This window comes from Intrasporangium sp., assembly GCF_032907665.1.
In the GTDB taxonomy this organism is placed as follows: Bacteria; Actinomycetota; Actinomycetes; order Actinomycetales; family Dermatophilaceae; genus Intrasporangium.
Map to the genome: position 1 here is coordinate 6,108 of NZ_JAJJPG010000068.1, position 13,662 is coordinate 19,769.

Here is a 13,662-nt window from a genome sequence, read left to right on the forward strand (position 1 = left end):
AGGTCATGCACCTCGAGCATGCTCGACCCCCTTCGCCGGAGCCGGGGGCGTGCCCGGAGCCGGGGGCGTGCCCGGTGTCGGGGCCGGAGTTGCCGGCGGCGGAGTGCGGGATTCGCTCGACTCACCGAGGTAGGCCGCGAGGACTGCCGGATCGCTCCGGACCTCGTCCGGTCGCCCGCTCGCGATGACTCGGCCGAAGTCGAGGACGACGAGCCGGTCGCAGACGGCCATGACGAGGTCCATGTGGTGCTCGACGAGCATCACCGAGCGATGGCGTCGCAGGTCGGCGATGAGCTCGCCGAGCTCGTCGGTCTCGGCATTCGACAGGCCGCTCGCGGGTTCATCGAGCAGGAGCAGCTCGGGCTCCCCGACGATCGCTCGGGCGAGGGCGACGCGCTTGCGCACCGGGTAGGGCAGGCTCTCCGGGAGCCGGCCTGCCTCGCGGGCGATCCCCAGCTCCTCGAGGGCGGCGAGGGCACGCTCACGCAGGGCGCGCTCGTCGCGGTGTCCGCGGGGCAGGGCGAGCAGCCCGGCGAGGAAGCCGGTGCGGGCGTGGCGGTCCGCGCCCACCATGACGTTCTCGAGGACGGTCATGCGATGGAACAGCCCGAGGCCCTGGAGGGTGCGGCCGATGCCGAGGCCGGCGAGGTCGTGCGGCCGGTGCTGCTCCAGTGGGCGACCCTTCCACGAGATCGTCCCGCTGTCCGGTCGCACGAAGCCGCAGGCGACGTTGAAGAAGGTCGTCTTCCCGGCGCCGTTGGGGCCGATGACACCCAGCACCTCTCCCGGCCGGATCGTCACGGACACGTCACGGAGGGCGACGACGCCCCCGTAGGCGACATTGAGGTCGCGCGCCTCGAGGAGGGGCTCGGCGTCCCCGGACGCGGTGGGCGTCCCGGGCTGGTCGCTCGAGGTCACATCAGCTCCCTTGCTCCATGTGGTGGGACCACTGTCGCGGTGGCGTCGGGCTGGGCAAATGGGCGCAGCGCACAAAATTCGTCGTCCGGCGTGCTGTGAAATGCGTTGATCGGCTAGCAGTTCTGTGCGCGGAGTGCGAATCTGGGCCATGGCTACCGGCGCCGGACCACGGACCTCCTCCACGGGCAAGGTCGAGATCTCACCCGAGGACCAGCGCGCGATCCAGGAGGCCTGGGCGACGCTCGTGCCCGAGTCGGACCGGATCGCCGACGAGATCACGAGGATGCTCCTCGTCAAGGACCGCGAGTTCTATGAGTCCACCCCCGCCGAGCTCGCCGCGGACATCCGGGCCGGCACCCGCGAGAACATCCGGCGAGGTCTGCGCAACATGGCCGGCCAGCCGCAGCCCGAGGGCCGGGCGGTCGACCTCTGGCGGGACACCGGTCGTCGCCGCGCGCGGCAGGGCGTCCCCCTGGAGCTCGTCCTCAGCGCCTACTCGCTCGGGGTCCGGGTGCTCTGGGAGGCCCTCCTCGAGCACCAGCGCAGCCACCGGCTCGAGGTCGACGAACGGGTGCTCATCCTCGCCGGACACGCGGTGTGGAGCGCGCTCGACGTGCAGAACAACATCATCGTCGACGCCTACCGGCGCGAGAGCCTGCGCATGCAGCGGCTCGACCTCAGACGACGCCTCAGCGTGCTCGACCGGCTCGCCGAGGGGAGGGGCAGCGACCCGATCTTCGCCGAGGAGGCCAGGCAGGTGCTCGACCTCGGGGCTGACGACCGGATCGCCTGCGTCGTCGCGATCCTCGACCCGGGAGCGGAGAGCCCGTTGCGGATGCCTGAGGACGGACTCGAGCGCATCGACGTCGCCTCGCACTGGCACGTCCGGGGTGGCCACCACTTCGGGTTGCTCGTGCTCGGGGAGCACAGGATCGACGACGTCCTGCGTGTGCTCCGCCCGATGTCGTCCGGCCGGGTGGCCATCATGGCGTCACGGACCGGCCTCGCGGGGTTCGCTACGGCCTTCCAGCTGGCCGCACGTGCCGCGGCGACGCTTCCCGAGGACGGCCGCGGCGTCGTCTCGGCCGCGGACCGGCTGCCCGAGCTGCTCCTCTCCCGGAGCCGTGAGGTGACGGAGGTCCTCGTGGCGGAGGCACTCGGCCAGATCCTCGCTCAGCCCGTCGCCCACCGGCGGATGCTCCTCGACACGCTGGGCGCCTACCTCAAGCACGATCTGTCGCCGACGCATGCGGCTGACGAGCTCACCTGCCACCGCAACACCGTCATCTACCGGATGCGGCAGATCCGGGAGCTGACCCGGCTCGATCCGCAGCGGCCGCGCGACCGGCTGCTGCTCGCCCTCGCGCTCATCGCCATCGGCCGCCCGCCCGACGGCGGTCCGGTCGCCCCGGTCGTCATCGGCTGACGCCCCTCACTCGAGCGTGGCGGTGCCGGGCCGGGTGCGCACCATGAGTCCGATGTCGCCGGACTGGACGAGCTCGCCGGTCTGGTTCGTCAGGGTGAAGCGGCGGGACAGGATCCCGGCGTCACCGCCACTCGTGCGCCGCGTCCCGGTGATCTCCACCGTGACGTGGACCGTGTCGCCGATGCGGATCGGCGCGTGGAAGCGCCAGTCGTCGATGCCGAGCAACGCGATCGAGCTGTCCTCGAAGACCCCGAGCCGGGACGCGAGGCCCATCGCCACGGACAGGCCGAGCATCCCGTGCGCGATCCGTTCACCGAAGCGGCTCTCTCCCATCGACTCGGCGTCGGTGTGGGGCGGGTTCGTGTCCCAGCTCCACCCCGCGAAGAGGACGACGTCGGTCTCGGTGATGGTGCGGCCCTGGCTCGTGAACGTCTGGCCGACGGCGAAGTCCTCGAAGAACATCCCCGCTCAGCCCCGGGCGCCGATCGCCTCGTCGGCGCGGTCCGGAACGGCCACGGCGGGCCGCTCGCTCCGTCGCTCGTGGAGGGCGAGCCCCACGACGGCGGCGAGGACGACGGCGAAACCGAGCCACTGGCTGGCCGCGAGGCTGCGCCCGAGCACCGCGACGCCGACGACGGCCGCAGTGACCGGGAAGGCGAGCTCCGCGAGGGTCGCCCGCGAGGCCGGCGTGGTGCGCAGCCCCCGGTAGTAGAGCAGGAGCGCGAGCAGTCCGGGGACGAGGGCGAGGACGACGATGTTGCCTGCGGCGCCGACGTCGATCCGCACCGACGTCCCGGTCACGGGCGCGATCACGGCGAGGGCCACGAGGCCGACGGCGAAGCGCAGGGAGGTCAGCTGGCGGAAGGTCAGCTCCGCGCTGGCGGCCCGTCCGAGGACGGTGCCCGCTGCCCAGAGCGCCGCCGCCCCGAGAGCGAGCCCAGCGGCATACAGGTTGGAGACGCTGACGGCGAAGGGATCCGGGAAGCTGAGCAGCCACGCACCCGCGACCGCCGGAACGGCGAAGAGGGCGAAGGAGCCGCGGAGGCGCTCGCCGAGGAGCAGGGCCGCGAGGAGGAGGGCGATGAGCGGCTGGAGCTTCTGGAGGACCTGCGGCGTGATCGGGTCACCGAGCCGGAAGGCGGACGTGAAGAGGGTCGTCGCGAGCGCCGAGGACCCGGCGCCGATGACGAGCACGCTGAGCTGGGTGCGAAGGCTCGCGCGGACCAGCGCACGCACCGCGCCGACGAGCCATGGCGACACGAGGACGACGAGGACGACGTGCTCCCAGAAGACGATGGCGACGGACGGGTACTGCTTCGCCAGCGGGTCACGCCAGATGGCGGACAGGCCCCAGAGCCCGGCCGCGAGGGCGATGAGCCAGGTCCGGTCGACGCGCCCGGCGTGGAGGTCTCGGGTGGTGGGGTCCGGCATGACGACAGCCTACGAGCGGGTCCGAGCCGCCGCACCGGGTGTCTCAGCCGACGTAGGGCACCTCGCGCCGCAGCTCCTGGCGGGCGATGGTGCGCCGGTGCACGGCGTCGGGGCCGTCGACGATGCGCAGCACCCGGGCCCAGGCGTAGAAGTACCCGAGAGGCGTGTCCTGGGAGACGCCTGCGCCCCCGAAGACCTCGATGGCGCGGTCGACGACCCTGGTCGCCATCGCCGGCGCCGCCACCTTGATCGCGGCGATCTCGGTGCGGGCACCCTTGGCGCCGAACTGGTCGATGAGCCACGCCGTCTTGTAGACGTAGAGCCGCGCCTGGTCGATCTCCATCCGGGACTCGGCGATGAGCTCCTGGACGACGCCCATGCTCGAGAGGTGCTCCCCGAACGCGACCCGGGACTTGGCCCGGTCGACCATGAGCGCGAGCGCCCGCTCGGCCATCCCGATGGCGCGCATGGCGTGGTGGATCCGCCCGGGCCCGAGGCGGGCCTGGGCGATCATGAAGCCGTCGCCCTCGCCGGCGATGAGGTTCGAGGCGGGCACGCGCACGTCGCGGAAGACGACCTCGGCGTGGCCGTGCTGGTCGTGGTAGCCGAAGATCGACAGGTCCCGCTCGATCGTCAGGCCCGGGGTGTCGCGGGGCACGAGGATCATCGACTGCTGCCGGTGGGTGTCCGCGGACGGGTCGGTCTTGCCCATGACGATGAAGACCTGGCAGCGCTCGTCCATCGCGCCGCTGCTCCACCACTTGCGCCCGTTGATGACGTACTCGTCGCCCTCGCGGCGGATCACCGTCTGGATGTTCGTCGCGTCGGAGGAGGCGACGTCGGGCTCGGTCATCGAGAACGCCGAGCGGATCTCCCCGGCGAGCAGCGGCTCGAGCCACCGCTCCTTCTGCTCGTCGGTGCCGAACATGTGCAGCACCTCCATGTTGCCGGTGTCCGGCGCCTGGCAGTTGATCGCCTCGGGCGCGATGACCGGCGACCACCCGGAGATCTCCGCGATCGCGGCGTACTCGAGGTTCGTCAGGCCCGACTCCGCGGGGAGGAAGAGGTTCCAGAGGCCCCGCTTGCGGGCCGACGCCTTGAGCTTCTCCACGACGGGCGGCAGCTCGTACTGCCCGTGCTCGGCGAGGTGGCGGTAGTACGCCTCCTCCGCGGGGAACACCTCCTCCCGCATGAAGTCCCACATGCGGGCGGACAGCTCCTCCGCCTTCGGCGACAACGCGAAGTCCATCTGCGGTCCCTTCACTGGTCCTTGACGGCGGCGAGCCCGGCCGCGACGAGTGGCTCGACGGCGCCACCGATCGACGCGAAGCCCTCCCCCACGGTCTGGCCCTTGCTGTAGCGGTAGTGGATGCCCTCGAGGATGACGGCCAGCTTGAAGTACGCCAGACCGAGGTGGAAGCCGAGGTGCCCGAGGTCGCGACCCGACCCCGCGGCATACCGCTGGAGGATCTCGTCCGGGCTGAGCCAGCCCGGGGCCAGCGCGACGTCGGACACTCCGGCGCCGCCGCCCATCCCGGACAGGGCCTGGTAGACCTGCAGCAGCCCGACGTCCGTGAGCGGGTCGCCGAGCGTCGCCATCTCCCAGTCGAGGACGGCCGTGATGCGGTCCTGGTCGTCGACCAGGAGGTTGTCGAGGCGGAAGTCGCCGTGAACGATCGCCGGCGGCGACTGGGGTGGCACGTGCGCGGCGAGCCAGCCGTGCAGCTCGTCGATCCCCGCGACCTCACGGCTGCGCGAGGCGTCGAGCTGCTGCTTCCAGCGCCGGACCTGCCGCTCGAGGAAGCCCTCGGGCCGGCCGAAGTCGCCGAGCCCGACGGCGTCCGGGTCGACCGCGTGGAGGGCGACGAGGGTGTCGACCATCCGCTCGCTGATCGTGCGCGTGCGCTCAGGACCGAGGGGCTCGAGCTCGGCGGCGAGACGATAGGGCGTACCGGCGACGAGCTCCATGACGTAGAACGGGGCGCCGATGACGTCGTCGCCCGGGCACACGGCATACGTCTGCGGGACCGGGACCGCGGTGTCGCGTAGCGCAGTGATGACGCGGTGCTCGCGGACCATGTCGTGCGCGGTGGCGAGCACGTGCCCGAGCGGCGGCCGGCGCACGATGACCTCGCGCCGACCGTCCGTCACCGCGTAGGTCAGGTTCGACTTGCCGCCTGCGATCAGGCGCGCCGCGAGCGGTCCCTCGAGCAGGCCGGGAGCCTCCCTCGCGAGGAAGTCCGCGAGCGGGCCGAGCGGGAGCCCCGGCGGGTCCGCGCCCTCGCTGTCGTATGCCGCTGGGCTGGCTTCCGGCATCGGCTCAGTCCGTGGGTCCGCCGGCGACGTAGATGACCTGGCCCGAGACGAAACCGGCCTCGTCCCGGGCGAGGAAGGAGGCGGTCGCGGCGATGTCCTCGGGCAGGCCGACGCGCTGGACCGGGATCTCCTTGGCCGCGCCCTCGAGGAACTGGTCGAAGGTGATCCCCATCCGCTCGGCCGTCGCCCGCGTCATGTCGGTCGCGATGAAGCCCGGGGCGATGGCGTTGGCGGTGACACCGAACTTGCCGAGCTCGATGGCGAGCGTCTTGGTGAAGCCCTGCAGACCGGCCTTGGCCGCCGAGTAGTTGGCCTGGCCGCGGTTGCCGAGGGCGGACGTGGAGGACAGGTTGATGATCCGGCCCCACTTCGCCTCGGTCATGTACTTCTGCGCCGCCCGCGTCATGAGGAACGAGCCGCGCAGGTGGACACCCATGACCGCGTCCCAGTCGTCGACGGTCATCTTGAAGAGCATGTTGTCGCGGATGATCCCCGCGTTGTTGACGAGGATCGTCGGAGCGCCGAGCTCCGCGGCGACCCGCTCGACCGCGGCGTTCGCGGCTGCCTCGTCGGAGACGTCCACGCCGACCGCCAGCGCACGACCACCGTCTGCCGTGATCGCGTCGACCGTTGCGGCACAGGCGGACTCGTCGAGGTCGAGGACGGCGACGGCATACCCGTCCTGCGCGAAGCGTCGCGCGATCGCGGCGCCGATCCCACGGGCCGCGCCGGTGACGATGGCGGTGCGGGTGGGCTGGTCGGTCGGCTGCGGCTGTTCGGTCATGGTGTGGCCCTCTCGAGTCGTTGCTGGATCTTGCTCATTCCGTCGAGCCACGCGTCCGGGTCGGCCGCGCGTCCGGCGTAGTACTGGCGCACGCTGGGGTGCGGGAGGATGTGGACCGCCTCGCCCTGGAGCCCCTGCCACACGGCGTCGGCGACGTCCTCAGGCGACAGTGTGCCGTCCCGGGTCAGCAGGTCCTTGAGCGGTCCGGAGCCCTCGAGGAGGCGCGTGTCGACGCCGAGCGGGCACACCGCCTGGACGACGATCCCCCGGTGACGGTAGGTCGCGGCGAGCCACTCGGCGAGGGCGACCGAGCCGTGCTTGGTCACCGAGTAGGGCAGGTCGCCGAGCATCGTCAGCAGGCCCGCGGCCGAGGCGGTGACGACGAGTCGACCGCCACCGGACTCGAGCCAGAGCGGGACGAGGCGGCGCGCCGCCCGGACCTGGGACATGACGTTGACCTCGAGCATCCGCGCCCACTCGCTGTCGGGGGCGTCCAGGCCGACACCAGACGCGATCCCGGCGTTGGCGACGAAGAGGTCGATGCCGCCCTCGTCGCGGAACTCGTCGAGCGCGGCCGCGACGAGCCGGTCGACCCCCTCGGCGGATGCGGCGTCACCGGCGACGGGCACGGCCCCGATCGCGCTGGCGGTCTCGGCGAGGGCGTCCGCGTCGAGGTCGTTGACGACGACCCTGATGTGCTCGGAGACGAGTCGTGCGGCGATGGCCCGGCCGATGCCGCGGGCGGCGCCGGTGACGACGGCGGTGCGAATCGCGGTCTCACGGTCGGGCATGGCACTCCTGCGGGCGGGTCGGCGCATGACTAAGCGCTTGCTTACCTTGGCGCGTCGTCCCGGGTCACGTCAAGTGGAGCAGGGCAATGGTGCTCGTCGTCTGGCTCGTGGTCTGGCTCGTGGTACGGCTCGTGGCCCGCGACGCCGACGCAGGGCAGGATCGACTCATGGCGCTTTCCCTTGCCGACGTCGTCGCGACCTCCCGCACCGTCGCGACCACCTCGTCCCGCACGGCCAAGGTCGAGGCCCTGGCCGCCTGCCTCGCACACGCGTCCGCCGACGGCCCGGAGACCGTCGAGGTCGTCGCGGCCCACCTGGCGGGCGCCCTGCCCCAACGTCGCCTCGGCGTGAGCTGGCGAGGACTGCGGTCCCTGCCGGAGCCCGCCGCCGGCACCTCGCTCACCGTCCTCGAGGTCGACGCCGCCGCGACCGAGCTGGCGTCGGTGAGCGGGAGCGGCTCGGCCGCCCGGAGGTCGGCCCTGGTGCGGTCCCTCTTCGGGCGCGCCACCGCCGACGAGCAGCAGTGGCTGCGCGGGCTCATCACCGGCGAGACCCGACAGGGCGCGGGGGACGGGGTCATGCTCCAGGCCATCGCCAAGGCAGCCGGCGTCCCCGACGCCGCCGTCCGCCGCGCCGTCATGCTCGCCGGACACGCGGGACCCGTGGCCAGGGCCGCCCTCCACGGCGGGGCCGAGGCCCTCGCCCGGCTCACCCTCGACGTGGGCAGGCCCCTGCGACCGATGCTCGCGGGGTCGGCCCCCGACGTGGCTGCCGCGCTCGCAGCCATCGGCGACGAGGCACTCGTGGAGACGAAGCTCGACGGCATCCGCCTCCAGGCCCACGTCGACCGGCGCGGCCCCATCCCGGACGTGCGGCTCTTCACGCGGACGCTCGAGGAGGTCACGGACCGCATGCCCGAGATCGTCGAGGCGCTCGCCGAGCTGGAGGTCGACACGGCCGTCCTCGACGGCGAGGTGATCGCCCTCCGGGACGACGGGAGGCCCGAGCCGTTCCAGGTCACCGGGGCCCGGACCGCGAGCAGTGCAGACCCTGAGCGGTTGCGCACCGATGTCCCGCTCACGCCCTACTTCTTCGACCTGCTCCACGTCGACGGCGAGGACCTCGTGGACGAGACCGCCCACACCCGCTGGGGTCGGTTGGCCCTGACCGTTCCCGGCGCCTGGCTGCCACCTCGGGTCCGCACCGCCGACGTCGACGAGGCGCAGGCCTTCTTCGACGACATCGTCCGGGCCGGGCACGAGGGGGTCGTCGTCAAGGACCCCTCGCTCCCCTATGCCGCCGGGCGGCGCGGACCCGGCTGGATCAAGGTCAAGCCCCGGCACACGCTCGACCTCGTCGTCCTCGCCGTCGAGTGGGGCAGCGGCCGGCGACGGGGCTGGCTGTCCAACATCCACCTCGGCGCCCGGGACGCCGAGACCGGTGAGCTCGTCATGCTCGGCAAGACCTTCAAGGGCATGACCGACGAGATGCTGCGGTGGCAGACGGAGCGGTTCCGCGAGCTCGCCGTCGACGACCCCGACGCGAGCGAGTGGGTCGTCCGGCTCCGGCCCGAGCAGGTGGTCGAGGTGGCCTTCGACGGCGTGCAGCGCTCCACGCGTTACCCCGGAGGGATGGCCCTGCGCTTCGCGCGGGTGCTGCGCTACCGGGACGACAAGCCGGTCTCGGAGATCGACACCGTCCAGACGGTGCGGCAGCTCTCCGGCTGGTGACCCTCCCCAGTCGAGTGGCCCCAAACGCCCAGTCGAGTGGCCCCAAACGCCCAGTCGAGGGACCCTCCACCAGTCGAGTGGCCTCATATGCCGTGCCGACCGACTGCCACGAGCTGACGCCGCCAGCACGGCCGGCCGATTCGAGCCGGGTCGTGGTAGTCCGACGGCCCACCCAGCCGGCGCGGAAGGGCGGCCCCGAGCGGGAGCCGGCCCAGCGGCATACGGGCAGAGGGTGCGTCACCACGTCGTAAGGACTTGTCACCACCCTGTCATGGCCCCGCGCCCATGCGAAGTGCTGCGCTGGGAGCATGTCGAGACGCATCTGGTTCCCTGTCGTGACCGTGGGCTTCGTCCTCGCGGTCGTCGCCCTGGCCCTCTTCCAGCCCTGGCGGCTGTTCACGCGCACCACGGTCGACGAGCCGCTGCCGATGGCCGCCCCCGCTGCCACGTCCGTCGCGTCACCCGAGGCCACGGCCCCACCCCCGCCAGCGACCACAGGGCCCTCCCCCGCGCCGACCGCCTCCGTGTCGCAAGAGCCGCAGGAGCCGCGGGAGCCGCACACCCTCGCGCAGGGCGCCTTCGTCGACGGGGAGCACGCGACCTCCGGACGGGCGCGCCTGCTCGAGCTCGAGGACGGCTCCGTCCACCTGCGGCTCGAGGACTTCTCGACGAGCGACGGCCCCGACGTGCACGTCTGGCTCACCGACCAGCCCGCGGGCGGCGACGACTGGGGACGCTTCGACGACGGGCGCTTCGTGGCCCTCGGCATCCTCAAGGGCACCGACGGCAACCAGAACTACCGGGTCCCGCCCGGCACCGACCTCGACGGCCTCACCTCGGTCGTCATCTGGTGTGACCGCTTCGACGTGGCCTTCGGCTCTGCGCCGCTGACCCCGGCCTGACGCAGCGGCGGCTTGGCGGTCAGCCGCTCCGTTCCGTGGCACGATCGGAGCGGCTCACGAGAGCCAGACCGCCGCACCCCAGGAGCCCGCCGTGACCCAGCCGAGGACGACCGGCATCGGATCCATCCCGCTCGACGGGCGAACCGCCTTCCGGGTCTGGGCTCCTCATGCCGAGGCCGTTTCCGTCACGGGAACGTTCAACGACTGGTCCGAGGACGCGCATGCCCTCGAGGCGGAGGACGGCGGCTACTGGTACGGCGAGGTCGAGGGTGCCGGACCGGGCGACGAGTACAAGTACGTCATCACGACGGATGGCAGGCGGTTCCACCGGGTCGACCCACGGGCCCGAGCCGTCACGAGCTCGGTGGGCAACGGGATCATCTACGACCGCGACGCCTTCGACTGGCAGGACGACTCCTTCGCCACGCCGAACCACAACGAGCTCGTCATCTACGAGACCCACATCGGCTCGTTCGTCGCCGAGGAAGGCGATCCCGGCGACATCACGACGATGGCGAGCCGGCTCGGCTACCTCCAGAGCCTCGGCGTCAACGCGATCGAGCTCATGCCGGTGGCCGAGTTCGCCGGGGACTACTCGTGGGGCTACAACCCCGCCCACCCTTTCGCCGTGGAGTCGAACTACGGCGGCCCCGACCTGCTCAAGGCCTTCGTCCGCGAGGCCCACCGGCACGGCCTCGCCGTCATCCTCGACGTCGTGCTCAACCACTTCGGCCCGAGCGACCTGTCGCTGTGGCAGTTCGACGGGACGTCGGAGGGCGACAAGGGCGGCATCTACTTCTACCAGGACGAGCGCTCGCACACCCCGTGGGGCGAGACGCGCCCCGACTACGGGCGTGAGGAGGTTCGGCAGTACTGCTACGACAACGCCCTCATGTGGATCGAGGAGTACCGCATGGACGGGCTCCGCTTCGATGCGACGCTCTACATCCGGACCGTGAGCGGCGTCGGCACCGACATCCCGGAGGGGTGGGCGCTGATGCGTGACATCAACACCGCCATCCGCCGTGACCTGCCGAGCAAGATCCTCATCGCCGAAGACCTCCAGAACGACCCGATGCTCACCTCGCTCGACGGGGCCGCCTTCAACGCCCAGTGGGACGCGGCCTACGTCCACGCCGTGCGCGCGCTCGTCACGACTCCCGATGACAGCGCCCGGTCGATGGAGTCCCTCGCCGGCGCGCTGCGCACGGAGGGGGATCCGTGGGACCGGGTGATCTACACCGAGAGCCACGACGAGGTCGCCAACGGCAAGCTGCGCGTCGCGCACGAGATCGACGGGGACAACCCCTCCGGCTGGCCCGCGCAGAAGCGGGCCACCCTCGCCATGGCGATCACCCTGACCAGCCCGGGGATCCCGATGCTCTTCCAGGGCCAGGAGTTCCTCGAGGACGAGTGGTTCCGTGACACCGTCCCGCTGGACTGGGACAAGGCCGAGCAGTTCCGCGACATCGTCCGCCTCGCTCGAGACCTCATCGCCCTGCGGCGCAACGCAACCGGAACGACCGCAGGCCTCACCGGCTCGCACACGTGGCTGCTCCACGTCGACGACCAGGCCAAGACGATCGCCTGGGCCCGGGGTCTCGACACCGACAGGGGGATGGACACGGTCGCGATCGTCGTCAACGCGAGCACTGAGCCCCACGACGTCACGATCGGGCTCCCTCACGCGGGCCGGTGGTCCGTTCGCTTCAACTCGGACGCGTCCACCTACAGCGCGCTCTTCGGCGGACACACGACCCGCCACGTCGACGCCGTGCCGACGCCGGTCCACGACCAGTCGGCGAGCGCGACGGTCTCCGTCGGGCCCTACACGCTCGTCGTCCTCAGCCCCGAGCCGGCCTAGCAGGAGGACCGGCAGGAGGCTCGCCAGGCGGCCCGGCGGGCGGCCCGGCAGTAACCCCGCCAGCAACCCCGCCAGGGGGCCGGGGCAGGCGCACCTCGAACCGGCAGCCGCGCCCGACGTTGCTCGCCCCGACGCTGCCACCGTGGGCCTCGACGATGCCGCGGACGATGGCCAGGCCGAGTCCTGCGCCGGCCCCCGGCCCCGGTGTGCGCGCAGCATTCGTCCGATAGCCGGCCTCGAAGATGCGTTGCAGGGCATCCTCGGCTATCCCGCCACACTCGTCCTCGACCCGGACCACGGCCTCGTGGGCGGTGGCGTCCATCGCCACCGCGACCCTGCCACCGGAGGGGGTGTGCCGCACGGCGTTCGAGACAAGGTTGTCGAGGACCCGCGTCAGCTCCTCGGCGTCGACGTGGACAGTGAGATCGGATGCTGCCGGGCTCGTTCCGGCGGCCACGGTGACGCCAGCGGCGGCGGCGGGAGCCCGGGCCGCTGCGACGACGTCTGACACGACGTCGGCCAGCGTGACGGACGTGCGGTGTCGGGCCACGGCTCCCGCGTGGATGCGGGAGAGCTGGAGGAGGTCGTCGACCATCCCGTCCATCCGGGCGATGTCGTGTCGCAGCCGCGCGAGGGCTGCGGGGACGTCCTCGACGACGCCGTCCTCGAGTGCATCGGTGATGGCCCGCATCCCGGCGAGCGGGCTGCGCAGGTCGTGCGACACCCAGGCGACGAGCTCCCGGCGCCGCTCCTCGACCTCCAGCTCTCGCATTCGCGCCGACTCCGCCTCGGAGATCGAGCGGCCGAGGCCCTGCACGTGCCGGGCGATGATCCATCCGGTGACGAGGGCGACCGGCACGGTGGCGAGCAGGCCGAGCAGGACGAGGCGGGAGTCGTGCTCCGACAGGAGCATGGCCCGGGCACTGGCGTAGATGCCCGCAGCGACCGCGAGCACGACGACGACGGGTGCCGCGATCGCGGCCCCGGCGGCGGCCCGGACGGAGGGCCTGCGGGTCAGCAGCAGCACGAGCACGGCACCCGCCGCGCCGACGAGGGTCGCGATGCCCGCGGACAGCGCGACGGCCTGCAGCTCGGGTCCCATCAGTCGCTGCCGGTCTCTTCGCCACGGGGGGCAGCGGGGTCCCATCGGTAGCCGACGCCGAAGACGGTGACGAGCCGCCGCGGGCTCCCCGGATCGGCCTCGACCTTCTCGCGGACCCGACGGACGTGCACCGTGACCGTCGACTCGTCACCGAACTCCCAACCCCACACGGCCGACATGAGCTCCGCTCTCGTGAAGACCTGCCCGGGGTGGGCGACGAACCAGCTGAGCAGGTCGAACTCCCGCGTCGTCAGTGAGAGTTCGCGTCCGCGGAGCCGCACCCGGTGGCCGGCCCGGTCCACGACGAGATCGCCGTCGACGAGCTCGGTCGGCGCCAGGGGCTCGGCGTCGGGTCGTCCCGCGGCGGGATGGGCCACGCGGCGCAGCACGGACTGGAC

13 protein-coding genes are annotated in these 13,662 nt (G+C 72.1%); 4 read left to right on the forward strand and 9 right to left on the reverse strand.

What is annotated here, in order from left to right; genetic code table 11:
- Window positions 1–3: 3 nt before the first annotated feature.
- Window positions 4–918: an ABC transporter ATP-binding protein gene (locus LOY02_RS11350; RefSeq protein WP_317182469.1), complete on the reverse strand. Its 915-nt coding sequence runs from the start codon at window positions 916–918 to the stop codon at window positions 4–6.
- 148 nt (window positions 919–1,066) lie between these two features.
- Between LOY02_RS11350 and LOY02_RS11355 the strand changes: the two genes are divergently transcribed.
- On the forward strand, window positions 1,067–2,344 hold the full coding sequence (locus LOY02_RS11355; RefSeq protein WP_317182470.1) for a helix-turn-helix domain-containing protein: 1,278 nt from the start codon (window positions 1,067–1,069) through the stop codon (window positions 2,342–2,344).
- 6 nt (window positions 2,345–2,350) lie between these two features.
- On the opposite strand, the gene LOY02_RS11360 is transcribed toward LOY02_RS11355, so the two are convergent.
- Genes LOY02_RS11360 through LOY02_RS11385 form a run of 6 tightly spaced genes read right to left on the reverse strand, consistent with a single transcriptional unit; the run spans window position 2,351 to window position 7,666 of the window.
- Complete coding sequence (locus LOY02_RS11360; protein WP_317182471.1) at window positions 2,351–2,806, reverse strand: MaoC/PaaZ C-terminal domain-containing protein; 456 nt, start codon at window positions 2,804–2,806, stop codon at window positions 2,351–2,353.
- A gap of 6 nt (window positions 2,807–2,812) precedes the next feature.
- The gene (locus tag LOY02_RS11365) at window positions 2,813–3,775 is read right to left on the reverse strand and encodes a DMT family transporter (RefSeq protein WP_317182472.1); all 963 of its coding nucleotides are present in this window, start codon (window positions 3,773–3,775) and stop codon (window positions 2,813–2,815) included.
- A gap of 43 nt (window positions 3,776–3,818) precedes the next feature.
- A complete protein-coding gene (locus LOY02_RS11370; protein WP_317182473.1) occupies window positions 3,819–5,024 on the reverse strand; it encodes an acyl-CoA dehydrogenase family protein in 1,206 nt (401 codons plus the stop codon).
- 11 nt (window positions 5,025–5,035) lie between these two features.
- The gene (locus LOY02_RS11375) at window positions 5,036–6,091 is read right to left on the reverse strand and encodes a phosphotransferase family protein (protein WP_317182474.1); all 1,056 of its coding nucleotides are present in this window, start codon (window positions 6,089–6,091) and stop codon (window positions 5,036–5,038) included.
- Window positions 6,092–6,095: 4 nt separating this feature from the next.
- Entirely contained in the window at window positions 6,096–6,875 is a 780-nt protein-coding gene (gene fabG, locus LOY02_RS11380) for a 3-oxoacyl-ACP reductase FabG (protein WP_317182475.1), read from the reverse strand.
- Window positions 6,872–7,666, reverse strand: a complete 795-nt coding sequence (locus LOY02_RS11385) for an SDR family oxidoreductase (protein ID WP_317182476.1) — start codon at window positions 7,664–7,666, stop codon at window positions 6,872–6,874. The genes fabG and LOY02_RS11385 overlap by 4 nt, the downstream gene beginning before the upstream one ends.
- A gap of 167 nt (window positions 7,667–7,833) precedes the next feature.
- On the opposite strand from LOY02_RS11385, the gene LOY02_RS11390 reads away from it, so the two are divergent.
- From LOY02_RS11390 to LOY02_RS11400, 3 genes are all read left to right on the forward strand, one after another.
- Complete coding sequence (locus LOY02_RS11390) at window positions 7,834–9,396, forward strand: ATP-dependent DNA ligase (RefSeq protein WP_317182481.1); 1,563 nt, start codon at window positions 7,834–7,836, stop codon at window positions 9,394–9,396.
- Window positions 9,397–9,704: 308 nt separating this feature from the next.
- A complete protein-coding gene (locus LOY02_RS11395) occupies window positions 9,705–10,298 on the forward strand; it encodes a DM13 domain-containing protein (RefSeq protein WP_317182477.1) in 594 nt (197 codons plus the stop codon).
- A 91-nt stretch (window positions 10,299–10,389) separates the two neighbouring features.
- Window positions 10,390–12,162, forward strand: coding sequence for an alpha-amylase family glycosyl hydrolase (locus LOY02_RS11400; RefSeq protein WP_317182478.1), 1,773 nt, complete (start codon window positions 10,390–10,392; stop codon window positions 12,160–12,162).
- On the opposite strand, the gene LOY02_RS11405 is transcribed toward LOY02_RS11400, so the two are convergent.
- Entirely contained in the window at window positions 12,143–13,264 is a 1,122-nt protein-coding gene (locus LOY02_RS11405) for a HAMP domain-containing sensor histidine kinase (protein WP_317182479.1), read from the reverse strand. The genes LOY02_RS11400 and LOY02_RS11405 overlap by 20 nt on opposite strands.
- The coding region (locus tag LOY02_RS11410; RefSeq protein WP_317182480.1) for a response regulator transcription factor at window positions 13,264–13,662 on the reverse strand (399 nt) is incomplete at its 5' end. The genes LOY02_RS11405 and LOY02_RS11410, both read right to left, overlap by 1 nt.

Bases quoted from the DNA above. Each gene is read 5' to 3' on its own strand.
- LOY02_RS11355 (WP_317182470.1), top strand. From the start codon at position 1,067: ATGGCTACCGGCGCCGGACCACGGACCTCCTCCACGGGCAAGGTCGAG.
- LOY02_RS11360 (WP_317182471.1), bottom strand. From the start codon at position 2,806: ATGTTCTTCGAGGACTTCGCCGTCGGCCAGACGTTCACGAGCCAGGGC.
- LOY02_RS11365 (WP_317182472.1), bottom strand. From the start codon at position 3,775: ATGCCGGACCCCACCACCCGAGACCTCCACGCCGGGCGCGTCGACCGG.
- LOY02_RS11370 (WP_317182473.1), bottom strand. From the start codon at position 5,024: ATGGACTTCGCGTTGTCGCCGAAGGCGGAGGAGCTGTCCGCCCGCATG.
- LOY02_RS11375 (WP_317182474.1), bottom strand. From the start codon at position 6,091: ATGCCGGAAGCCAGCCCAGCGGCATACGACAGCGAGGGCGCGGACCCG.
- fabG (WP_317182475.1), bottom strand. From the start codon at position 6,875: ATGACCGAACAGCCGCAGCCGACCGACCAGCCCACCCGCACCGCCATC.
- LOY02_RS11385 (WP_317182476.1), bottom strand. From the start codon at position 7,666: ATGCCCGACCGTGAGACCGCGATTCGCACCGCCGTCGTCACCGGCGCC.
- LOY02_RS11390 (WP_317182481.1), top strand. From the start codon at position 7,834: ATGGCGCTTTCCCTTGCCGACGTCGTCGCGACCTCCCGCACCGTCGCG.
- LOY02_RS11395 (WP_317182477.1), top strand. From the start codon at position 9,705: ATGTCGAGACGCATCTGGTTCCCTGTCGTGACCGTGGGCTTCGTCCTC.
- LOY02_RS11405 (WP_317182479.1), bottom strand. From the start codon at position 13,264: ATGGGACCCGAGCTGCAGGCCGTCGCGCTGTCCGCGGGCATCGCGACC.